This is a genomic window from Bacillus sp. GC_Bacil_1 (genome assembly GCF_026540675.1).
GTDB classification, from domain to species: domain Bacteria; phylum Bacillota; class Bacilli; order Bacillales; family Bacillaceae_G; genus Bacillus_A; species Bacillus_A cereus.
Genome location: NZ_JALNUG010000003.1, coordinates 16,837 through 37,248 on the forward strand (window position 1 = coordinate 16,837; position 20,412 = coordinate 37,248).

A 20,412-nucleotide genomic window follows, 5' to 3' on the forward strand; every position below is an offset into this window, starting at 1 on the left:
AATAAAAAGAGTATACTAGATTAGAACGTATGTTCTTAATGATTACATACAGTAAGGAGATAGAACAATGGTATACGACACAAAAGCAATTTCTTGGAATGAGTCTTTAAAACAACTTCAACGCCGCTATACAAACAAACAAGTTGACCGAAAAGAATTTGAGGATATTGAACTGATGGAATTCTTCCGCGATAACGACTACATTTCTTTACCTACACATATAAGCGGCCTATCAAAAACACGTTTTACTTCTTACTCTATTTTCACAACTGAAGATAAAGATCGTAAAGTTGGCACACTTATTATTGAGTATGTTGAAGACGATAATAATAATTTATGTGTTGAACAACTATACTTCGTTTAAACTATAACGCTTGGTCAAAATGACCAAGCGTTCTTGCTTTCTATGAATCTCACTGTATATAATATGAATAAAAGAAAACCGCTATCATTAAGGGGGGATATGCTTGCTCGAAGGATGGTTCAGTTGGTTCATTGTATTATGGACGGTTATTTTATTAGGGCTTATGTCTATCGGTGGATACTTTATGTTCAGAAAATTTTTAAAACGATTACCAAAAGAAGACGGCATGTCCATTTTGGATTGGGAAGAACACTACATAAATAAAACGAGACATTTATGGGCTGACGAACAAAAACAATTGTTAGAAGAGCTTGTAAGCCCTGTTCCAGAACTATTTCGCGATGTTGCAAAATCAAAGATTGCTGGAAAAATCGGGGAACTTGCATTACAAGAAAACGCCTCTCAAATTACACAAGACTTAATTATTAAAGGATATATCATTGCCACACCAAAGCGTGATCATAAATTTTTAATAAAAAAACTACAAGAAAAAAAGATTGATTATTCTAACTATCAATCTTTACTCGCAAAGTAACTCCATATTATTTTCGATAAAAAAGACAGCGCCTTTAACGCTGTCTTTTTATTTAGTACATATACAGTTTTTAAGTTAGCTTCATATCTTTTTCATTATAAAAACCATCTTCTTTTTCCATTTCCTTCTGTAATTTCGTAAAGGAACGATACATTGCAATTCTCCATGACACAATCATCGCAAACGCAAGTAAGAAGAACATGCCACTAAGTTGTCCTAAATCAAGAGATTGGCTTAAGTATATTTTAAATACAATCCGCACGACAAGTAATCCAATTAATATAAAAACAAAGGCTTTTGAACGCTTCAAATAAATCTCTTGTCCTCTAATTTCAAACTTAGATGTTTTAATAAGAAAAATAGAGAAAATCAAACCGACACCAATTGCTTCTAACATTTCTGCTGGAGTTAATCGAAATTCAGGAAAAACATACATCAATGCGCCCGTACTCATAAAAAATGGTGGAAGTATAATTTTTTTCAATGTTGCAGGTTTCTTAGCTGCTTTTAAACGAATAAACATCGCACCGACAGCCATACAAACAGCAACGATACTGGATAAAACAACTATGTTCATATTTTCTCATCCTTTTTTGTGGCTATATGCAAAATATACTTTCATTATATGCTTTTCCGTTAGTATTTCCAACATTTTCGCAGAATAATACTAAAAACCGGTAAAACCACCAAATAAACTTGAGAAATATACGATAATTTTCGTCATCCAGTTAAAGTATAGGAAGACACCCATAACAATCATAATGTATCCTCCGACTTTCATGAAGGCCATACTATTTCTTTTAATCCAAGACATTTTCGTAATAAAGAATGACAGTACGAAAAACGGGATTGCAAATCCAAGTATGTAAGCAATCATGTATATCATTGCTGATTCTGGATTTGTTGCTGCTAATCCAATTACGGACACTAGAATTGGTCCGGTACATGGCGTCCACCCTGCTGCAAAAGCTAATCCAATTAGTACTGATCCAAAATAGCCACTTGGACGATTTTTAAATGTAAATTTACGGTCTTGCATTAAAAATTTCGGCTTAAACACTCCGACAATAATTAAACCGAACACGATGATAAAGATACCACCTAACTGTCTGATTAAATCTTTATAGTCAGTAAAGATTCCTCCAATAAAACTTGTACCAAATCCAATTGCAATAAATATAATTGAAAATCCAAGTAAGAAAAACGCTGTATGTATCATACTTCTTTTGCGAAGCATTGCATTTTCTTCTTTCAATTCAGAAACCGACATACCTGTTATGTACGATAAAAATGCCGGATAAAGCGGTAAGCAACATGGGGAAATAAATGATAAGAACCCGGCGCCAAACGCTAAAAAAATACTAATATCTTGCATCATTCCACTCCTCTCCCTAAATATTGTAACAAAAACACATAAAAATACTATGAACAATTCGTGAAATCACTTTTACAACGTGGCAATAAGAAAAAACATATTTTCTCACAGTTTCTAATAAAACGTTTTCATTTCCTTCTATTATATAGAAAAAACTCAAATGCATTATGAAACTCCTTTAATTGTTATTAACATAACAAAGGTAACATAGTTTCTCAAATAATTAGCACGCTACTAGTACGCCTATTTACATATTTGTTTAAAAATTATTTTTTTCAAATGCTGTCTCTATACAATGCAAAGTTGATTTTATAATACTTCTACTATTAATAATTTCAAGATTATGCATAAATATCATACTTTTATTATTATTCTATAAAATGTCATACTTTTCTTTCATTTGACCCTTTATTTCTAATTTTGTATACTTCCCTCTAGTTATATATTTTCGATACGGAACAACTTCATATAGATGGGAGGAATTTTTCATGCTTCGTTATTCTCTTTTAGTTTTATTAGGAGCGTGTAGTTATGGAATTTTAGCTATTTTTGTTAAGCTTGCATATGCAGAAGGATTTTCACTTGGAGAGGTAATTGGCAGCCAATATTTGTTCGGTTGGATTATTTTGCTTGCTATTACACTTCTATTTTCTAGACATCGCGTTCCTTTAAAGCAAGCATTACTTTTATTCGTTGCAGGAACATCTGCAAGTTTTACCGGAATTTTTTATTATGCTTCATTAAAAACTGTACCAGCTTCTATTGCAATTATTCTTTTATTCCAATTCGTTTGGGTCGGAATTATCATTGAAGCAGTCGCAACAAAAACTTTACCTTCAAGAGAAAAAGTTATTTCTGTTATTTTCTTACTTGTAGGGACATTTTTATCCAGTGGTTTACTAGAACAATCAGCAGGTGCTTTCGATACGACTGGAATCATTTTAGGTTTATTATCTGCTGTTACATTCGCAACATACATTTTCGTGAGCGGAAAAGTTGCTGTTGAAGTACCTTCATTACCGCGCGGTGTTCTCTTAATGACTGGTGCTTTAACTTTAGTCATGATTGTATTCCCACCAACATTTATTTTTAATGGTGCCATTTCTCAAGGTCTTTGGAAATACGGTTTAGGATTAGGAACATTTAGTATCGTCATTCCATCTATTGCCTTTACAATCGGGATTCCAAAAATCGGTTCTGGCTTAGCGACTATTCTTGGTGCAGCGGAACTACCAGTTACAACAATTATGTCCGTATTCGTTTTAAAAGAGGCTGTACTATCTTCACAATGGTTCGGTGTATCACTTATATTAATTGGGATTGCAATCCCGCAAATTGCATACGCAATGCGTGGACGTTATCGTAAACATCCTACGCATAAAAAAGTCGCAGCATAAAGTGAAACTTTAATTAGTTGAACCAATCGGGCTTTTATGGGATAAACGAGAGAGGATTTTCATTTGAGAATCCTCTCTTTTATTGTTGTATACTTATGGTAAATATTTTGCTGAAGAAAGAAGGCATACTACATGGTATCTATTTCAAATCAACTAAAAGAAAAACTTATTTCCATCCGTCGACATTTACATGAGTATCCAGAACTATCATATGAAGAGTTCGAAACAACAAAAGCAATAAAAAATTGGTTAGAAGAAAAAAATATTACTATCATTGATTCCAATTTAGAAACAGGAATTATCGCTGAAGTGTCTGGTAATAAAAACGGACCAATTGTAGCAGTTCGTGCTGATATTGATGCCCTTCCTATTCAAGAAGAAACACATTTGTCCTATGCATCTAAAGTACGAGGGAAAATGCATGCTTGTGGACACGATTTTCATACAGCTGCTATTTTAGGTACTGCTTTCTTATTAAAAGAAAGAGAATCTTCCCTAAATGGAACGGTTCGCTTCATATTCCAACCAGCTGAAGAAAGTAGTAATGGCGCTTGCAAAGTTATTGATGCTGGACATTTACGTAATGTGCAAGCGATTTTCGGCATGCATAATAAACCTGATTTACCAGTAGGTACAATTGGCATTAAAGATGGTCCACTGATGGCTGGAGTTGATCGATTTGAAATTGAAATTCACGGAGTTGGTACACACGCGGCTGTACCAGATGCTGGCGTAGATCCTATTGTCGCATCCTCTCAAATTGTGATGGCACTGCAAACAATTGTAAGCCGAAATATAAGTTCATCTCATAATGCGGTTGTTAGTGTTACAAATATTCATGCAGGAAATACGTGGAACGTGATTCCTGAAAAAGCTACGTTAGAAGGAACGATTCGCACGTTCCAAGCTGAAACACGTGAAAAGATTCCAGCACTCATGGAGCGTATTATTAAAGGTGTATCTGATGCATTAGGTGTAAAAACGAAATTCTGTTTTTATTCAGGTCCTCCTGCTGTTCACAACGATAAAGCTCTTACAGACTTATCTACTCAAGTTGCCACAAAGATGAATCTTAATATCATCTCGCCTAGTCCGTCAATGGCTGGAGAAGATTTCTCATTTTACCAACAGGAAATACCAGGTTCATTCGTCTTTATGGGAACGAGCGGTACACATGAATGGCATCATCCTGCTTTTACAATTAATGAAGAGGCACTGCCTATAAGTGCAGAATACTTTGCTTTACTAGCCGAAAGAGCACTTAAACAATTCTCATAAAAAAAGCCGTTCAAAGTGCATCTCAGCACCCTGAACGGCTTTTCTTATTAAGTTAAATCACGTTTTAAAAACACAGTATATGAAATACATAAAAATACGAACAAATAAAGTAGTAACATACATGATGCAAACGGGAATGTTACTCCTTCAATAAAACTTCCATTCTTTGAAATACTATATAAATCTGTGTTTGCTGGCAATAAATATTTCGCCCAGTTATATCTAGTGGCTGCTAATAACGCAATATTGCCTGATAAAGCAAGGAATAGTGAAATACCAATTGCACCTCCACTAGATCTCGTTAACACAGAAATCATAAATGCAAACGATGCATACACAACCGTTGGTAACCACGATAAAACATAATATTTACTTGCTTCCACAAAAATATTTTGTTTTATTATATTTCCATCTTGGAAAATAAACTCACTCCATGCAGGCTGTTGGAATTTATAAATAACAAGTCCACATAAAGCGGAGAAAATCATATTAAATATAAACAATAAAGCTGCAAATATAACGATTGCTAAAAACTTTGCTGTTAAAATTTTAAATCGACTCGCCGGACGGATTGTTAAAAATTTATATGTTCCCCAGCTATATTCATTCGCAAAAATTGTACTTGCATACACGAGGATAAATGGGAGCAAAATTGGAAATACGATAAAACCTGTATCTCTCATGAAAGAAAGTGGAGAACTGCTTGCCGGTGCTGTATCCGTATCTAAATGCTTCATCTTAAGCTGGTATTCTTTTACAAGCTCATCCCCTGATTTTTCTGCTAAAATAGCCTCTTTTTTCATGCCAAGCTTTTTCTCAATTTCTACAGTACGTTCTGTATAATCTACTTTCCATCCTTTTGTTTCCGGTTCAAAATACTTTACCGTAACCCCCCCTAATCCGATTATTAATACTGCAATAACCGCAAATGGAATAATCGTTCGCTTCCGCTTAAATATTTTATACAGTTCGTTATATACTAAATTAAACAATATCTTTTCCCCCTGTTAATTCTAAAAATTGCTCTTCTAACGTTTTTCTTTCTTCATATACACGATACACTTGAATATTTTTCTCAAGCAATGTACGAATAACATTTGGGATTTCTTCATCTTTTACGTTAATAATTAATTCATTATCCTTTACTAAAACATCATGCCCTAACATTTCCGCTGCTTTATTCGCATCATCTACACGTATACGGATCGTCTCCATCTCTTCACTTTGACTATGCTGAATATTTTGCGTAGCCACATATTCCCCGTGCTGAATAATGATAACTCTGTCACACATTAATTCAACTTCTGAAAGTAAGTGACTTGATACAAGTACAGCTTTTCCTTGTTCATGTGCAATTTTTTTTATATACATTCTCATTTCATGTATTCCACTAGGGTCTAATCCATTCGTCGGTTCATCTAGTACCAACACATCCGGATCGTGAATAAGCGCCTGAGCGATTCCTAAACGTTGTCTCATGCCGAGTGAATATGCCTTTACTTTACGATTAATTACTTGTCCCATTCCTAACAATTTCACTACTTCATCGATACGCTCTTCGGTCACATTACCATTCATTCGTCCGAAATATGTTAAATTTTCATACCCGCTCAAAAAAGGATAAAATTCGGGTGTCTCAATTACCGCCCCAATTTTCGCAGCGGTTTTTTCAAATTGCTGTTTCACAGATTGACCATCAATCCATACTTCACCTTCTGTCATACGGATCATACCAACCATCATTCTCATTAAAGTCGTTTTTCCAGCACCGTTTGGTCCGAGTAAACCGACAACCTCGCCTTTTTTCACTTCAAAACTAATATTTTGTACAAGTGTCTTTGAGCCGATTCGCTTCGTTAACCGATCGACTTTTACAATTGATTGTTCATTTGTCATTCTATACAACCTTTCCTTCCCATTCTTTGTCAGGTCTTTTCACTGTAACATGATTATTTTTACGTGTAAAATAGAAAAAAGCATGATTTCTCATGCCCTTTCTTTAAACCGCAACGAATTTTCATCTTTTAAACTTCGAACAAATCGATAACATTGCATCATCGATATTAAAACGACAGTCATCATAATTACACTAATAATTACAACTGCATATATTGTAATTGGCGCACTATTTACTCCTTCTATCCCTGCGATTTTCATAAAGATAACCGTAAATAATTTTAAAAATAACATCCCATTAACTAATCCAAAAACAAACGCTGCTCCATAAATGAATAATTGCTCCTGACATAATAAACATAGTACTTCTTTTCTTTTTATATTTTCTGCTACATAAGATGTAAACTCCTCTCTCCTCACTAGCAAAAGGGAGTACATCATTTTATATGTAGTAAAAATACATATGAAAATTAGTACAATAAACAGTGTGTAAAAATACATTTGAAATACAAATGCATCCCCTACTTTCAAAATAGCTCCTTCATTAAATTGTAACGATATCATAAAAAACAAAATCATAGTACTCATAGCAATCCACATAAATTGCTTCATCCTTTTGGTAGCAAATGTTCTAATATTTTTTCTCGCTAACCGACATAAAGACATAAAATTCTTCCCCTACCTTATTACATACGCATTCTATACTACTAGTGTATAAAAATATGACATTTTAAACATCGCACTACAATCGGAATTTCTTCTAAGTCTTTAGTCCTAGAAAACGAAATGATAAAAAATCACATTTAAAATATAATTGTAAAAAGGAGGAGATTGCATGCGTATAAAATTACTATCAATCTTGTGTTTATTATTACTCACAAGTTGTAGCCAAATAAAAAACAATGAAGTTGCCATTGTTGAGCCATACAAATTAACAAAAGAGCAAGCTTCTATTTTACAAATGACTCCTTTTCAAGAAGGAAATAGCATGTTTTATAACGTTACTCTTAAAAATGATAAAGATGAAATAAATGCTACAATTGATTATTATAACAATGGTAAAAAAACAAAAGAAATTGCTAATATAGCTACCTCACATTTTTCAAAAAAGAAAGTAAAGCTTTCTTTTTTACCACCACATTTCCAATTCGATAAAGATATACAAGAAAAAAGGCAGTGGTATCTGAATATTGAAGGTGGTTCAACACTTGTTCCTGAAGAAGCGCCACCAAGCGTAAATAGCTCTGCAACTACTACAATCCAATCTATAAAAAATTTAAAATACAATCAAAAAACAACTTTAGCTGCTGTAATCCAAACCAGTAAAGAAACTGTAAGCGTTCCTACCATTGATGAAGAAACAGGTATTGATCTACTCTTAAAAGAAAATGAACACGTTTATCTATTTAGTATCGAGCTAAAAAAAGAACAATAAAGCGGAAATGCAACTTAAGTTGCATTTCCGCTTTATTGTTTAATAAGGTGTACTTTTATGAATTTGAATTAAATCCATATTCTGTTACTACTATTGCTCATCTTCTACTTCTATTCTTTTCTTCTCTCTTGCAATTTTTAAAAACTCTAGTAGCTCTGGATTACTATTCATTTTTTTGTAAGCCACTGACATTTCTGCAACAAAATTAGAATCATATAACTCTTTATATACAACTTCTGTTTTATATAACTTATTTGCCGACACGGGTATTACTGTAATTCCAATCCCTGCTGCTACAAGCCCCATAACTGTTTGATACTCTGTTGCTTCTTGTACAATACGCGGACTAAATCCAACTTCTCTGCAAAGAGATAAAATTGTATCATACAAAGCTGGCCATACTGGTCTCGTAATAAATACAAACGGCTCATCTCGTAAATCTTCTATATGTATTTCATCTTTCTCTGCAAGTGGATGTGCCTTTGGTAAACATAAGGTGCAAGATAACCTTTGAATTGGCTCTAATTCTAATAATTGTGTTGGAATTGGTGGACGTAAAAAGCCAATATCGATACGGTTATCATGAAGTGCATGAACTTGATCTGGTGTTGACAATTCATGTAATGCAACAGACACTCTCGGAAATTTCTTTCTATATTCCCTAACAATTGATGGTAAAATATCATATATCGCCGCACCTACAAAACCAATTGAAAGTGATCCTACTTCTCCCCTTTGCGCACTTTGTGCAACTTCTACTGCTTTTTCAATTTGTTCAAACGCCTTTTTTACTTCTTTTAAAAACATTTCTCCTGCTTCTGTTAGTTCAACCTTTCTTTTCGTTCTTGAAAATAATGTAACTCCCATTTCTTTTTCTAATTGCTGTATTTGTTGACTAAGTGGTGGTTGTGTCATTTGTAAACGAGCAGCCGCCCGTCCAAAGTGTAACTCTTCTGCCACAACAACAAAATATTGCAAATGCCGTAATTCCATTTTTGGACACCCTTTTCACTTTCGATTAATATGTCTAATATATTAATAACATATAATTTATATATTAGACAAATATTTTGAATGAACGTATAGTAGAAATTGTTAATTCTTTTTTACAATTTTTATGTAAAAAAAGAAAGAGGTGGTTACTGTATGAAATGGTGGAAGTTAAGCGGACAAATTTTATTACTATTTTGTTTCGCTTGGACAGGTGAATGGATTGCAAAACAGGCACACCTCCCAGTTCCAGGAAGTATAATCGGTATTTTTTTATTATTAATTTCATTAAAATTTAACCTAGTTAAAAAAGAATGGATACAGGACGGAGCAGATTTTTTATTAAAAGAACTTATTTTATTTTTCATCCCTTCTGCAGTCGCTGTCATACGTTACAGAGATACACTAACACAATATGGAATCGATCTCATTTTAATTATTATGATTAGCACTCTTTGCGTTACCTTAGTTACAGGACTTTTAACAGAATTGCTACTAAAGCGGAAAGGATCAACGCAATGATCGGATTTCTTTGTTTACTATTAACACTATTCACATATTGGCTATCAAAAAAAATGTATCAACGTTGGAATTGGAGTCTACTTTCTCCTCTTCTCGTCTGTCCCATTATTTTAATTGCTTTATTGCTCGGATTAGATACACCTTATGAAACATATGAATCTGGTGGTCACTGGTTAACTGAATTATTAAAACCCGCAACAGTTGCTTTTGCATGGCCAATCTATAAATACTTTGATTTATTAAAGAAACATGGAATGGCTATCTTACTTAATGTCATTGTCGGTTCGTTTTTATCAGTCATTACTTCAGCACTACTAGCAAATTATTTTCAAATTGATTCATCACTAGAACATAGTTTAGCGCCACATATCGTAACAACACCAATCGCAATGGCTATTTCAGAAATGATTGGTGGTATGTCACAATTAACTGCTGTATTTGTCGTTTTAACTGCCTTAACAGGAGCATTGCTCGGCCCTTCTCTCATACGTATTTGCCGTATTAAAACAGCAATCGCAAAAGGTATTATGTTAGGAACAAGCGCAAATGGAACCGGTACATCAAAAGCATTCGAAATCGGTCCTGTGGAAGGAACAATTGCAAGTTTATCTATGCTTTTAACAGCAGGCGCTAGTTTAGTTATCGTTCCGCTTTTCTTGTCTTGGATACATTAAAGAAGCAAGTATTTACATACTTGCTTCTTTATCTATATATTGGCACAGCAATTCATAATCCTCTGGAAAAGCTAAACACAATTGTTCAACTTCATGTATCCCTTTCCAAGCAATTTCATGTATTAACTCATCAGGGTCTTGGATTTTCATATTACCGCCTATTTGTTTAACAAAATAATAATGGACATACACTGGAACACCGTATGTAATACCCTCTTTTTCATATATTTTATTTACAACTTCCACATTGTAACCTGTTTCTTCCCAAACTTCCCTGATACAACATTCTTCTAGTGTCTCTCCCTTTTCAAGTCCTCCACTTGGGACAGACCACCTTTTTTCTTCTCCCTCTTTGCCCTGCAGTACCATTAAAACTTCATTTCTTTCATTTACACATACCGCTGCACTACCTATCCATCTCTCCATAAACATCCCTCCCCTACTAAAATTCGCCTTCTTTATTATTTTCCCCTTGAAAAAAAGAGGAAATAATAAAACAATGACGAAAAGTTACATCAACTTCATAGACAATCCCTTCTTAGAAATTAAAACTGGAAGGATGAAAATATGATTTCTAATTATGTCGTGGAATGTGTCTTTTGTGAAGAAAATCGAAAACCTCGCCAAGCTATTGTCACAGTTCCCGCCACTACTCAGCTACTAGCCCTTGAAAAAGTGCGCGCGGAATGCAAACGTCGCTTTGGAAAAACTGTATTATTGCAAACAGAAATTAAAGAAGAAATAATTTTCGAACAAAAAGAAAGCTGACCATAAATTGGTCAGCTTTCATATCCGATCATATTTTCACATGAAGATTAGGGGCATCCTCTTTAAGGATCGGGATTTTCCCATTATGTACGTTCCATAATGGTCATCGAACAATATATTTCTATGCAATTAACTATTGAATAGAATAGGGCAAAACTTGTTCGCATTTTTAGAAAAGGGATAGGGATATAATTCAAGTAGTACTTCGAATACTCGAACTTTACACTCATAATATTAAAACAAATCCTTTTATATGGGAAATATGAATTACCTATATAATTCATTCGTAAAATATATTAATAGTTTGCTATATTAATTTTATCCCGCTATTTGTAGGCAGTAACCCCCTGCTGATTATAATTTCACTTTATTCCATCAATAGCATACAACCAGCTAAAACCGGTGTCATAATCATCGAAAACCTCAAAAGCGTTCGCGGTGCATAATTTGTAAACTTCGCGCCAATGTATGCCCCTAACATGGTCCCAATCAATACTTGTAATAACAATATATAATCTAAATATCCTTCCGAACTATATCCTATCCCGCCTCCAATTGCAATCGGTAATATAACAAGCATTGTTGTCCCTACAGATTGCTGAATCGTAAGTCCCAATAGAACCATTAATCCAAGTTGAATAAACGGTGCAGAACCAATCCCAAATGAACCAGCCATCATTCCAGTAACTAATCCAAGGCATACACATTTCAACAAGTAGTTCACGGAAAACTCTTTATGTTTATATAAAGACGACTTTTCTTTGTTTTGGAACATAATTAATTTAATAAACATAAAAATTGCCGATAAAAATAACATCCCAGCTGTAAACCAATGAAGAAGATGTGCTGGTATAAGTGAACCAAATTTAGAACCAATATAAGAGCCAATTGCGCCAAATCCCCCAACAATCCCGCCTATAATAAGTGCAACATTGCCTTCACGGTAATGACTTACAACACCTGATAATGTCGTAAATGCCATTGCAGTTAAAGATGTTGCAAGAGCAACATGAATAGGGATTTGGAATACTAAAGTGAGTATCGCGATAATAAACCCAGCTCCTCCAGCTCCAACAAATCCTAATAAAATACCCATTACTAACATTGTTATAATTATTGCCACAGACTTTCCCTCCAATAACACAATTATCCATCATATTTATCCTTACATACAAATAAAAAGCATCCTAGATGGATGCTTTTTATTAAAATGATATGTACTTAATCTTGATTAATCAAAATAACTGCTGGACCAGCGACCACCACTCCAGCTACTTCTATCTTTTCAAATTCCTTTACTGTAATAGAGATAACTCCTTCTCTTTCCATCAATTCTTTACTCAGGACATCAGTCGGGATTGCTTTCACCGTCTTACCTCCTTTTCATTTATACAATATGATAAAGTGAAACTTTAATGAGTGGGGTTTTTGTCCGTACTTATTAATTATTACCCCTCACCAATCGGACTAATAATCACCCAATGCATCTATATATATGCATCACCTCCGCTTTCATTCCTTATTCCACTCAAAAACCTTCTCCCCCTTCCGTGACATATTGAAAAATAAAAAAGAAGCTATAACATATAGCTTCCCTCTACGTTTCTTTAATCTTTATGCACCGTATATTCCATGACTTTTCCATCTCTATCAAATTGGAAAACAAGCTGTTCGCTATCTATTGGAATAAAGCCACGTTCAGTCCCAAGATAATACAAAGTGGTAACTCCTTCTTCCCCACTTCTCGTTTCCGTTGGAGCTCCTAACAATTGTATAATTTCTTCATTTGATTTCTCTATTAATTTATATTTTTGTAATAGATCATCTACCATATATACCCGCTTATCTGCATGATTTAACCATCTATTTTGATTAAACTTTGATGTATATTCATTTACACTTAGTTGTACAGTGCACACTATTAATGGTATGAGTGCTACTATTAACCCCCCCAACATTTGCTTCTTTTCTTCATTACGATTTTTAGAAACATATAAAATAGCCCTTTGAATCATGACTAATAAAACAAATGGTATGAATACTACAAAAATGCTCCTTACACTTAAGGGTATATGGACCATATCAATGACGAATATAAATAGAATGTACATTACTATATACAAACAAAAATAGACATACAAAATGCCACGTAGCATAGCGTTCAGAAAGATCTCCCCTTTTAACTCACTATATAATTCATCCGGCTAATCATTTCTCGAATCTGTTCTAATTCTTGCACTGTATATACTACTTTCCCTGCTAAGATTTCATTTCTGAAGAACGTTACAATTTGCTCCCGATCTTTTAATCTAGGTGTTTCCTCACTAGAAAGATCTATTATTTCTTTTCCATTTTCATTATAAAAATATACAACTGGTTTTACCTTTTCTTTTATACTATTAGCCTGCATTTCTTTCAAACAATTGTATAAAATTTGAGATAGTTTCTTCGCCTTATATACTGGATTCCCTTCATTTTTCACTTGCATAGTTGACGAATCTTTACCTACTATATATTCAAATGTCTCTTCTTTTTCAACTTCTTGTTGATACTTACCCATTTCATCAATCATAAATGAATATATACTAGCATTTTCTTTCGTTAAACCATGAATTAATTTCTCTTCCCATTCTTTCGTCTCAAGTAGATAAATACCAGTTTTGCACAAGATGAGATGATGGATTCGATTATCGTTTATTTCACTATTATTTTTAATAAAAACATTCGGCATGATTTCAATTTCAGCATCTAATATGATGCCTTGCTCTATGAATCCTCGCTTCATATAATGTAATGTTTCGTACGTATTCATTTCAGCGCCGTTTTTAGTATATTCTCGTAAATTTGCAATTAATTTTTGAAACATATGTATTTCGTTATTATGTTTATTTTGTATTTCACTACGTTCTTTACTATGTTGCATAGCTAATTGATTTTTCATCATACGCATATTTTCAATTTCTCTATTTGCACTTACTTGTAAATCATTGTATTTTTTCTGTTCCATATTTTTTAAATTATTTTGTTGTTCTTTATGCTCTATCACCGTAGCTGCAATTTCGTTTTCATACGTTTCAATTGCTTGTTTCTTTTCAAATTCTACTTGCTGACTCTCTGATTCTAACTGTTTATTTTTATAAAACAGCACAAATACTACAGCTAATAATATTAAAACCGCACCTATTAGCACATAATTCATATTTTTACCCCTTTATTTCATTTTCTATTATTTTTTTAAAATATATCTACTATAGTATACTATGGTTTCGATATAGACTTTGTAAAAGTTGTATATTTTTAATAAAGTGAAACTTTAATCAGTGGGGGTTTTGTTCCTTCCCCACTGATTATTAGTTGAACCAATCGGGCGTTTACTGGCAATTGATCCCCCCTAACTTCTTTGCTTCCGCTGAATTTTGAGGTGGGGGTCTTACCGCCAGTTAATGCGGGATAAAAGGCACCTCTGACGGGGCACCTTTTATTTTCACTCTATTGTACACCATACTGAATATAACTTGGATCGTAGTATATCCATTGATTTGTCCCTAAGCAAAGCCATCCATCTTGCTTACTCCATACTCGATACGATTCACCATGATGTAACTGTCTTATAACATTTCCTTTTAATGATGGAGCGTCACGTAAATTTACATTATCACCAGTAATAGTCGCCACATAATGTTTATACTGAATATAACTCGGATCATTATATACCCACTGATTTGTCCCTAAACAAAGCCATCCATCTTGTTCTCCCCAAACTTCATATGTTTCGCCACGATTCAATTGGCGAATTACACTAGACTGCAAAGATGGTCCACTTCTCAAATTCACATTATCTCCATTAATTATAGCAACCCCGTACACTGGAGTTGCATTATTAGGCGGAGAAACATTCCCTCCACCACTTGCTCCATTCCCTTGTAAAGCTTCTAGTGAAACTGCAGCTGATACATCACAATTTCCTACACCTGAAATTTGTCCAGAATCTGTGTACTGCCATGCTGTCCACGCTGTCCATCCACCAGCATCAGCAGGCGGTGTACTAGAGTATTTAGCAATCCAAAGTGGAATATCACTTAATCCGCTAATTCCGAACTCATTAATATACCAAACTCCTGTATATAACATTACATCTTTTCCAGTAGCCTGTTTCACATAATTTATGAAGCTTCTTGCCCAATTCGATATAGCGCTACCAGTTAAATTACTATTACTCGGATCTTTTGGTGATTCTAAATCCAGAACTGGCATTAAGTCTGTCTGGTTACTTTGTAATATACTCACAAAATATTTCGCCTCTGAAATTGCATCATTTTGTTCTGGACGTGCAAAATGGTATGCACCAATTAATACATTCGCACTTCGGGCTGCTTGTACATTTTTAGTAAAAGTAGGATCAATATAATTTACACCTTCTGTCGCTTTTGCATACGCTGCTGGAATTCCAGATGCCTTCACTGCATTCCAATCAATATTCCCTTCCCAATGAGACACATCAATAAACGTAACATTTGAACTCGATCTGTTTTGCATATAAAATCTCCTATCAATTTTTTTACTTCGTATACATACAATATGTACAAGTTTCATAAGAGGACACGACATTTATGCTATAGAAACAAAGAGTAAATATATTTTGTATACAAAATAAAAAAGACCTTGTATTTACAAGGCCTTTTGCAAACTCCCTTTATTTTGTAACAAGTACATATTATAATACAAACCTTGCTCACTTAGTAATTCTTGATGTGTTCCTCTTTCTACTATCTCTCCATCATGCATCACAAAAATTTGATCTGCATCTTGAATTGTAGATAACCTATGCGCAATGGCTATCGTCGTTCTACCTTTTCGCATTTGTTGCAACGCTGTTTGAATAGCCTCTTCTGTTTCTGTATCGATATTAGCTGTTGCTTCATCTAATACTAATACTTTCGGATTCGTTGCTATCGTTCTAGCAAAAGCAATTAATTGTCGTTGACCGCTTGAAAATGCTGCACCTCTTTCTACTACTTCTGTTTCATACTGCTCTGGTAACTTTTCAATAAACGTATTCGCTTGCACAAATCGAGCAGCTTCTTTTACTTCTTCATCCGTAATTTCTTCATTATACATACGAATATTTTGCTTTACATTTCCAGCAAATAAAAATGCATCTTGCAATACGAGTCCTATTTTCTTTCTAATTTCTCGTTCTTCAAATTTTTCTAAATCTACACCGTCTATTACAATATTTCCTGACTTAAGATTATAAAATCGCATTAACAAATTCATAATCGTACTTTTTCCGCTACCAGTATGCCCAACAAAAGCAACCGTTTGCCCTTGTTTCACGTGAAATGATACATTTTTTAAAACGTCACGCTTTCCATCATACGAAAAAGTAACATTTTTAAATTCAATATCTCCATCCACAACTTGAGGATTCTCATTGCCTTTTTGAACCGGTGCTAAATCTTTCTCGTCCATTAAATGAAATACACGTGATGACGAAACAAGTGCCTGTTGGAAAAAGGACAATTTCATCATCATCTCATTTACAGGTTGGAAGAAACGATGTATATAGTTAACAAAAGCATATAAAACGCCTACTTCAACAGGGCTCTTTAAAGCATCAATCCCAAATAAACCTAGTACTAAAGCAATAGCTACAATATGTACTAAATCCGTAGCTGGTCGTAAAAGTAATGCGTCTAACTTCAATGTACGTCGCCCTGCACTATAATGTTTATTATTCACTTCTTCAAACTCTTTTCTCATACGTTTTTCTTGTCTGAACACTTGAACAATATTCATTCCTTGTATGGACTCGTTCAATTTTGCATTTAACACGCTTAGTTGATTACGTACTTCTAAATAAAAAGCTGCACTTTTCCGGCGATATAATACCATAATCGCGAACATTATCGGAATTAATACGAGAGAAAATAACGCTAATTTTACATCTAATAAAAACATCGCTATTAAAATACCTACTAAAAAGACTACATTTTTCACAAATGTTGATAATACACTGACATAAAAATCTTTAATCGCTTCCGTATCATTCGTTATACGAGATACGAGCGTACCAATTGGCGTACGATCAAAGAAACTTAATGATAGCTTTTGAACATGTTCATATACTTCAACTCGCATATCTTGAACAATCTTAAAAGCAATGTTCTGAAAGTACAATAGATTTAAATACGTAAATAATACTTTTAATAAATGAGCAACTATGTAAATTACAAATAAAGTAACGAGTGCTGATCGTTCAAAATCCCGCGGTACTAGGTGTTCATCGAGGAATTGTTTAATTAAAAAAGGCCCCATCATTTCCGTTACTGTCGCACCAACTAAAAAGATAAACGCTAAAGATAGCAACCCTTTATATGGCTTCATATAAGAAAGCAATCTACTTAAATCACTTCGCTTCTTCTCTACCATCATACGCCTCCTTTCTCAACTAAAGCTTCTAATTGCTGACTTTCATACATTTCTTTATACCAGCCGTTTTCCTTCATTAATTCCTCATGTGTACCTCTTTGTACAATTCTACCTTCATCAACAACAAGAATAAGATTGGCATGCTGAATTGCACTTAATCGGTGTGCAGTAATAATCGTCGTTTTCCCTGCTCTTTCCCTCTTTAAGGCACTTAAAATTGTCTCTTCTGTTTTTGCATCTACCGCTGATAAACAATCATCCAAAATTAAAATTTCAGCATTTGTTAATAAAGCACGAGCAATAGAGATTCGCTGTTTTTGACCACCAGATAACGAAACGCCTCTTTCCCCTACTACTGTTTCATATCCTTCTGAAAATTGGAGGATATCATTATGAATACAAGCAATATCCGCAGCTTCGGTAATTTCATTATATGTAGCATCCGCCTTTCCAAAGGCAATATTCTCACCAATACTTGCTGAAAATAAAAAATGATCTTGCGGCACATATGAAATAGCAGAACGGACACCATGAAGTGTTAAATCTCGAATATCTCGCTCCCCAACTTTTAATTCACCATTAAAATGATCATACTCACGGATTAAACATTTTAATAAAGTCGTTTTCCCTGCACCTGTACGTCCTACAACTCCTAGTGTTTCGCCCTTCTTCAAATCAAAGTGAATATCGTTTAAATGTAACAGTTCATTTTTCTTATACGAAAATGAATCAACAGCAAACGAAACATTACCGCTCGCTATCGTATGTACAGCATTTTCTCTATTTACTACATCTGATTTTTGTGAAAGAATTTTTTCTACACGGTCATATGAAGCACGCCCACGCTCCATAATATTGAACAACCATCCAAACGCTAACATTGGCCAAACGAGGGTACCTAAATATGTCGTAAATGTAACGAGATCACCTACTGTTAATTCACCTCTTACAACTAATACCGATCCGTAACATACTGCAATTAAAAAAGAAAATCCAACGATAAGAGCGATTGTCGGATCAAATAACGAATCAATACGTGCAACTAACACATTTTTATGCACAACATCTTCTGATTTTTTTCGAAACGCCTGCAAATCTTCTTTCTCTTGCCCAAGCGATCGAATCACTTTCATTCCACTCATACTCTCTTGCACTTTATCATTAATTTCCGAAAACGATTGCTGTGCTTTATGAAACCTTTTATGTAATAACGTTCCATAATAATTTGTCGAAATGGCTACAATCGGCATCGGAATTAAACTTAACAATGTTAACTTCCAACTAATTGTAAAACCCATCGCTACGAGTACACATCCCCCAACAGCTAATGAATCAACAAGCGTTAAAACACCCGCTCCAGCAGTTTGCTGGATCGCTTGAATATCATTGGTCGCATGTGCCATTAAATCACCTGTTCGATTTGACTGATAGAAAGATGGACTCATCTTTGTAAAATGTTCATATAAATTTTTTCGTAATTGGCGAGCTAATTTTAACGAAGACCCGAAAATCATAATACGCCATATGTAACGTAATATGTACATCGTAATACCTACAATTACTAATAGTACAACCCAATTTAGTAACTTATTGGTCGTCAATGTTCCATCATTAATTTCATCTACAACGATTCCAATTACTTTTGGTGCTACAAGTTCTAAAAGTGCAACGCCAAATAATAAAATAATTCCGGTTATGTATGCTCGTTTTTCTTGTTTAAAAAACCACGCTAAATTCATAAACACTTTCATTTTTTTCCTCCTCCCTTAAAATGAGCGATGTTTTCAGTTTATCAAAAATACAGAATTTTTAAAAGTTTTAAAAACTGTAACTAACAAAAAGAAAGACACTCTTAGCGAGTGTCTTTTAGCGCTTATTTCATTTGTTGCTTGTTCATTGCGCTCATCATTTGATTGATTTTCTTTTGGGAAGGTTTTTGTCCCATTTGCATCATCATCATTTTTAACATTTGTTCGTTAATTGGTGGATTTTTTTGTAAGTAATTCATCATGTATTTGCGGGCAATGAAAAATCCTAACGCCACGCCTGCTACTAGTGCTACTACGCCCACTAGAATACCTAACCAAATTGGCATATATTTTCCTCCTTCATGTTGTCTACCTTACAGTGTACTAAAACCTTTTCAATAAGACAAGATACAATTCGACATTTTTACACATATGTTCGTACTTGTTTTAGAGGATTCAGCCATCCGTACTTTGTATTTTCATAATCCATAGCTAAAAATGTTAATTCACACTTTCTTAACACCTCAAAGAAAGTCGTTTCCATAGAGACATTTCCAGAGGTATTCATACGAATATAGTGCGGTTTCACCATTATTTCACCGTACTCCGCTCCCGTATAAAGTGTATGTGTATGATGTGTTCTATCATATTTACCAAGAACGCGCAAAGCTTGTTCTAATTTATGATGAATTTTCATTACTTGCAATGGTTTTGTTATATACATCATTTGTTTATATAACACTTTTTTCTCCGAAAGGGACCCAGATTCTGAAAATCGAGCAAATAAATCAAAAAACAAATATTCACGACCAAAATAAGATTTCGCAATATCCTCTTGAATTAAATACAATTCATACGTTTTCATTTTTCCCCTCCCAATCTGGACAACCTTTTCTCTTCATTATATATAAGAAAATTTGCAATGATTGTCTGACTGCGGAGAGATAAAAAACTTTTTCTGTCGAAAAAACTCATTTACATAGAAAAATCTCTCCATG

25 protein-coding genes are annotated in these 20,412 nt (G+C 34.1%); 8 read left to right on the forward strand and 17 right to left on the reverse strand.

The window, feature by feature from the left end; all coding sequences use genetic code 11:
- Nucleotides 1-67 precede the first annotated feature (67 nt).
- Together OXT04_RS05450 and OXT04_RS05455 are read left to right on the forward strand one after the other, a co-directional pair.
- Entirely contained in the window at nt 68-364 is a 297-nt protein-coding gene (locus tag OXT04_RS05450) for a hypothetical protein (protein WP_000262400.1), read from the forward strand.
- A gap of 103 nt (nt 365-467) precedes the next feature.
- Nucleotides 468-899, forward strand: a complete 432-nt coding sequence (locus tag OXT04_RS05455; RefSeq protein WP_000889371.1) for a DUF2621 domain-containing protein — start codon at nt 468-470, stop codon at nt 897-899.
- A gap of 70 nt (nt 900-969) precedes the next feature.
- Here the strand turns inward: OXT04_RS05455 and OXT04_RS05460 are convergent, their stop codons facing one another.
- The 3 genes from OXT04_RS05460 to OXT04_RS29765 all read right to left on the reverse strand — a co-directional run bounded on the left by OXT04_RS05460 (nt 970) and on the right by OXT04_RS29765 (nt 2,440).
- The gene (locus OXT04_RS05460) at nt 970-1,476 is read right to left on the reverse strand and encodes a CcdC family protein (RefSeq protein WP_267413761.1); all 507 of its coding nucleotides are present in this window, start codon (nt 1,474-1,476) and stop codon (nt 970-972) included.
- A gap of 90 nt (nt 1,477-1,566) precedes the next feature.
- Nucleotides 1,567-2,274, reverse strand: a complete 708-nt coding sequence (gene ccdA / locus OXT04_RS05465; RefSeq protein WP_001152676.1) for a cytochrome c-type biogenesis protein CcdA — start codon at nt 2,272-2,274, stop codon at nt 1,567-1,569.
- Between the two features lie 16 nt (nt 2,275-2,290).
- Nucleotides 2,291-2,440, reverse strand: coding sequence for a hypothetical protein (locus tag OXT04_RS29765; RefSeq protein WP_002152557.1), 150 nt, complete (start codon nt 2,438-2,440; stop codon nt 2,291-2,293).
- A 322-nt stretch (nt 2,441-2,762) separates the two neighbouring features.
- On the opposite strand from OXT04_RS29765, the gene OXT04_RS05470 reads away from it, so the two are divergent.
- Both OXT04_RS05470 and OXT04_RS05475 read left to right on the forward strand, forming a co-directional pair.
- Complete coding sequence (locus OXT04_RS05470) at nt 2,763-3,671, forward strand: EamA family transporter (RefSeq protein ID WP_000947044.1); 909 nt, start codon at nt 2,763-2,765, stop codon at nt 3,669-3,671.
- 132 nt (nt 3,672-3,803) lie between these two features.
- Complete coding sequence (locus tag OXT04_RS05475) at nt 3,804-4,949, forward strand: M20 peptidase aminoacylase family protein (protein ID WP_000253673.1); 1,146 nt, start codon at nt 3,804-3,806, stop codon at nt 4,947-4,949.
- Nucleotides 4,950-4,996: 47 nt separating this feature from the next.
- Here OXT04_RS05475 and OXT04_RS05480 read toward each other — a convergent pair whose 3' ends face one another.
- The 3 genes from OXT04_RS05480 to OXT04_RS05490 all read right to left on the reverse strand — a co-directional run bounded on the left by OXT04_RS05480 (nt 4,997) and on the right by OXT04_RS05490 (nt 7,511).
- Nucleotides 4,997-5,941 (reverse strand): ABC transporter permease, encoded by a 945-nt coding sequence (locus OXT04_RS05480; protein WP_267413768.1) that lies wholly within the window; start codon nt 5,939-5,941, stop codon nt 4,997-4,999.
- Nucleotides 5,934-6,845 (reverse strand): ABC transporter ATP-binding protein, encoded by a 912-nt coding sequence (locus OXT04_RS05485; protein ID WP_000180626.1) that lies wholly within the window; start codon nt 6,843-6,845, stop codon nt 5,934-5,936. Before OXT04_RS05485 ends, OXT04_RS05480 begins: the two co-directional genes overlap by 8 nt.
- Before the next feature lie 90 nt (nt 6,846-6,935).
- Nucleotides 6,936-7,511 (reverse strand): ABC transporter permease, encoded by a 576-nt coding sequence (locus OXT04_RS05490; protein WP_267413774.1) that lies wholly within the window; start codon nt 7,509-7,511, stop codon nt 6,936-6,938.
- 169 nt (nt 7,512-7,680) lie between these two features.
- Between OXT04_RS05490 and OXT04_RS05495 the strand changes: the two genes are divergently transcribed.
- Complete coding sequence (locus tag OXT04_RS05495) at nt 7,681-8,280, forward strand: hypothetical protein (protein ID WP_023522779.1); 600 nt, start codon at nt 7,681-7,683, stop codon at nt 8,278-8,280.
- A 90-nt stretch (nt 8,281-8,370) separates the two neighbouring features.
- Here OXT04_RS05495 and alsR read toward each other — a convergent pair whose 3' ends face one another.
- Nucleotides 8,371-9,273, reverse strand: coding sequence for an acetoin biosynthesis transcriptional regulator AlsR (gene alsR, locus OXT04_RS05500; RefSeq protein ID WP_000423235.1), 903 nt, complete (start codon nt 9,271-9,273; stop codon nt 8,371-8,373).
- Nucleotides 9,274-9,426: 153 nt separating this feature from the next.
- Between alsR and OXT04_RS05505 the strand changes: the two genes are divergently transcribed.
- Both OXT04_RS05505 and OXT04_RS05510 read left to right on the forward strand, forming a co-directional pair.
- Entirely contained in the window at nt 9,427-9,792 is a 366-nt protein-coding gene (locus tag OXT04_RS05505; RefSeq protein WP_000872365.1) for a CidA/LrgA family holin-like protein, read from the forward strand.
- Nucleotides 9,789-10,466, forward strand: a complete 678-nt coding sequence (locus tag OXT04_RS05510; RefSeq protein ID WP_000578965.1) for an LrgB family protein — start codon at nt 9,789-9,791, stop codon at nt 10,464-10,466. Before OXT04_RS05505 ends, OXT04_RS05510 begins: the two co-directional genes overlap by 4 nt.
- Before the next feature lie 12 nt (nt 10,467-10,478).
- Here the strand turns inward: OXT04_RS05510 and OXT04_RS05515 are convergent, their stop codons facing one another.
- Nucleotides 10,479-10,892, reverse strand: coding sequence for an NUDIX hydrolase (locus tag OXT04_RS05515; protein ID WP_000442982.1), 414 nt, complete (start codon nt 10,890-10,892; stop codon nt 10,479-10,481).
- A gap of 141 nt (nt 10,893-11,033) precedes the next feature.
- Between OXT04_RS05515 and OXT04_RS05520 the strand changes: the two genes are divergently transcribed.
- Nucleotides 11,034-11,234 carry a DUF3903 domain-containing protein gene (locus OXT04_RS05520; RefSeq protein WP_000625226.1) on the forward strand — a complete coding sequence of 67 codons (201 nt, stop codon included), beginning with the start codon at nt 11,034-11,036 and terminating at the stop codon, nt 11,232-11,234.
- A 367-nt stretch (nt 11,235-11,601) separates the two neighbouring features.
- Here the strand turns inward: OXT04_RS05520 and OXT04_RS05525 are convergent, their stop codons facing one another.
- From OXT04_RS05525 to sirA, 9 genes are all read right to left on the reverse strand, one after another.
- Entirely contained in the window at nt 11,602-12,357 is a 756-nt protein-coding gene (locus tag OXT04_RS05525; RefSeq protein WP_000974667.1) for a sulfite exporter TauE/SafE family protein, read from the reverse strand.
- 98 nt (nt 12,358-12,455) lie between these two features.
- Entirely contained in the window at nt 12,456-12,602 is a 147-nt protein-coding gene (locus OXT04_RS05530) for a BC1881 family protein (protein ID WP_000644411.1), read from the reverse strand.
- A 239-nt stretch (nt 12,603-12,841) separates the two neighbouring features.
- Nucleotides 12,842-13,390 (reverse strand): hypothetical protein, encoded by a 549-nt coding sequence (locus tag OXT04_RS05535; protein WP_000943749.1) that lies wholly within the window; start codon nt 13,388-13,390, stop codon nt 12,842-12,844.
- A 23-nt stretch (nt 13,391-13,413) separates the two neighbouring features.
- Nucleotides 13,414-14,433 (reverse strand): NERD domain-containing protein, encoded by a 1,020-nt coding sequence (locus OXT04_RS05540; protein WP_071714699.1) that lies wholly within the window; start codon nt 14,431-14,433, stop codon nt 13,414-13,416.
- A 290-nt stretch (nt 14,434-14,723) separates the two neighbouring features.
- Nucleotides 14,724-15,770 (reverse strand): GH25 family lysozyme, encoded by a 1,047-nt coding sequence (locus OXT04_RS05545; RefSeq protein WP_001181402.1) that lies wholly within the window; start codon nt 15,768-15,770, stop codon nt 14,724-14,726.
- Between the two features lie 132 nt (nt 15,771-15,902).
- The gene (locus OXT04_RS05550) at nt 15,903-17,666 is read right to left on the reverse strand and encodes an ABC transporter ATP-binding protein (protein WP_000229518.1); all 1,764 of its coding nucleotides are present in this window, start codon (nt 17,664-17,666) and stop codon (nt 15,903-15,905) included.
- Complete coding sequence (locus tag OXT04_RS05555) at nt 17,666-19,417, reverse strand: ABC transporter ATP-binding protein (protein ID WP_000862466.1); 1,752 nt, start codon at nt 19,415-19,417, stop codon at nt 17,666-17,668. Before OXT04_RS05555 ends, OXT04_RS05550 begins: the two co-directional genes overlap by 1 nt.
- Nucleotides 19,418-19,539: 122 nt before the next feature.
- On the reverse strand, nt 19,540-19,761 hold the full coding sequence (locus OXT04_RS05560) for a YneF family protein (protein WP_001123317.1): 222 nt from the start codon (nt 19,759-19,761) through the stop codon (nt 19,540-19,542).
- 77 nt (nt 19,762-19,838) lie between these two features.
- Nucleotides 19,839-20,279 (reverse strand): sporulation inhibitor of replication protein SirA, encoded by a 441-nt coding sequence (sirA, locus tag OXT04_RS05565; RefSeq protein ID WP_000860652.1) that lies wholly within the window; start codon nt 20,277-20,279, stop codon nt 19,839-19,841.
- Between the last annotated feature and the right edge of the window lie 133 nt (nt 20,280-20,412).

Coding starts and splice junctions, on each gene's coding strand:
- OXT04_RS05450 (WP_000262400.1), top strand. CDS start 68: ATGGTATACGACACAAAAGCAATTTCTTGGAATGAGTCTTTAAAACAA.
- OXT04_RS05460 (WP_267413761.1), bottom strand. CDS start 1,476: ATGAACATAGTTGTTTTATCCAGTATCGTTGCTGTTTGTATGGCTGTC.
- ccdA (WP_001152676.1), bottom strand. CDS start 2,274: ATGCAAGATATTAGTATTTTTTTAGCGTTTGGCGCCGGGTTCTTATCA.
- OXT04_RS29765 (WP_002152557.1), bottom strand. CDS start 2,440: ATGCATTTGAGTTTTTTCTATATAATAGAAGGAAATGAAAACGTTTTA.
- OXT04_RS05470 (WP_000947044.1), top strand. CDS start 2,763: ATGCTTCGTTATTCTCTTTTAGTTTTATTAGGAGCGTGTAGTTATGGA.
- OXT04_RS05475 (WP_000253673.1), top strand. CDS start 3,804: ATGGTATCTATTTCAAATCAACTAAAAGAAAAACTTATTTCCATCCGT.
- OXT04_RS05485 (WP_000180626.1), bottom strand. CDS start 6,845: ATGACAAATGAACAATCAATTGTAAAAGTCGATCGGTTAACGAAGCGA.
- OXT04_RS05490 (WP_267413774.1), bottom strand. CDS start 7,511: ATGTCTTTATGTCGGTTAGCGAGAAAAAATATTAGAACATTTGCTACC.
- OXT04_RS05495 (WP_023522779.1), top strand. CDS start 7,681: ATGCGTATAAAATTACTATCAATCTTGTGTTTATTATTACTCACAAGT.
- alsR (WP_000423235.1), bottom strand. CDS start 9,273: ATGGAATTACGGCATTTGCAATATTTTGTTGTTGTGGCAGAAGAGTTA.
- OXT04_RS05505 (WP_000872365.1), top strand. CDS start 9,427: ATGAAATGGTGGAAGTTAAGCGGACAAATTTTATTACTATTTTGTTTC.
- OXT04_RS05510 (WP_000578965.1), top strand. CDS start 9,789: ATGATCGGATTTCTTTGTTTACTATTAACACTATTCACATATTGGCTA.
- OXT04_RS05515 (WP_000442982.1), bottom strand. CDS start 10,892: ATGGAGAGATGGATAGGTAGTGCAGCGGTATGTGTAAATGAAAGAAAT.
- OXT04_RS05520 (WP_000625226.1), top strand. CDS start 11,034: ATGATTTCTAATTATGTCGTGGAATGTGTCTTTTGTGAAGAAAATCGA.
- OXT04_RS05535 (WP_000943749.1), bottom strand. CDS start 13,390: ATGCTACGTGGCATTTTGTATGTCTATTTTTGTTTGTATATAGTAATG.
- OXT04_RS05540 (WP_071714699.1), bottom strand. CDS start 14,433: ATGAATTATGTGCTAATAGGTGCGGTTTTAATATTATTAGCTGTAGTA.
- OXT04_RS05545 (WP_001181402.1), bottom strand. CDS start 15,770: ATGCAAAACAGATCGAGTTCAAATGTTACGTTTATTGATGTGTCTCAT.
- OXT04_RS05550 (WP_000229518.1), bottom strand. CDS start 17,666: ATGGTAGAGAAGAAGCGAAGTGATTTAAGTAGATTGCTTTCTTATATG.
- OXT04_RS05555 (WP_000862466.1), bottom strand. CDS start 19,417: ATGAAAGTGTTTATGAATTTAGCGTGGTTTTTTAAACAAGAAAAACGA.
- OXT04_RS05560 (WP_001123317.1), bottom strand. CDS start 19,761: ATGCCAATTTGGTTAGGTATTCTAGTGGGCGTAGTAGCACTAGTAGCA.
- sirA (WP_000860652.1), bottom strand. CDS start 20,279: ATGAAAACGTATGAATTGTATTTAATTCAAGAGGATATTGCGAAATCT.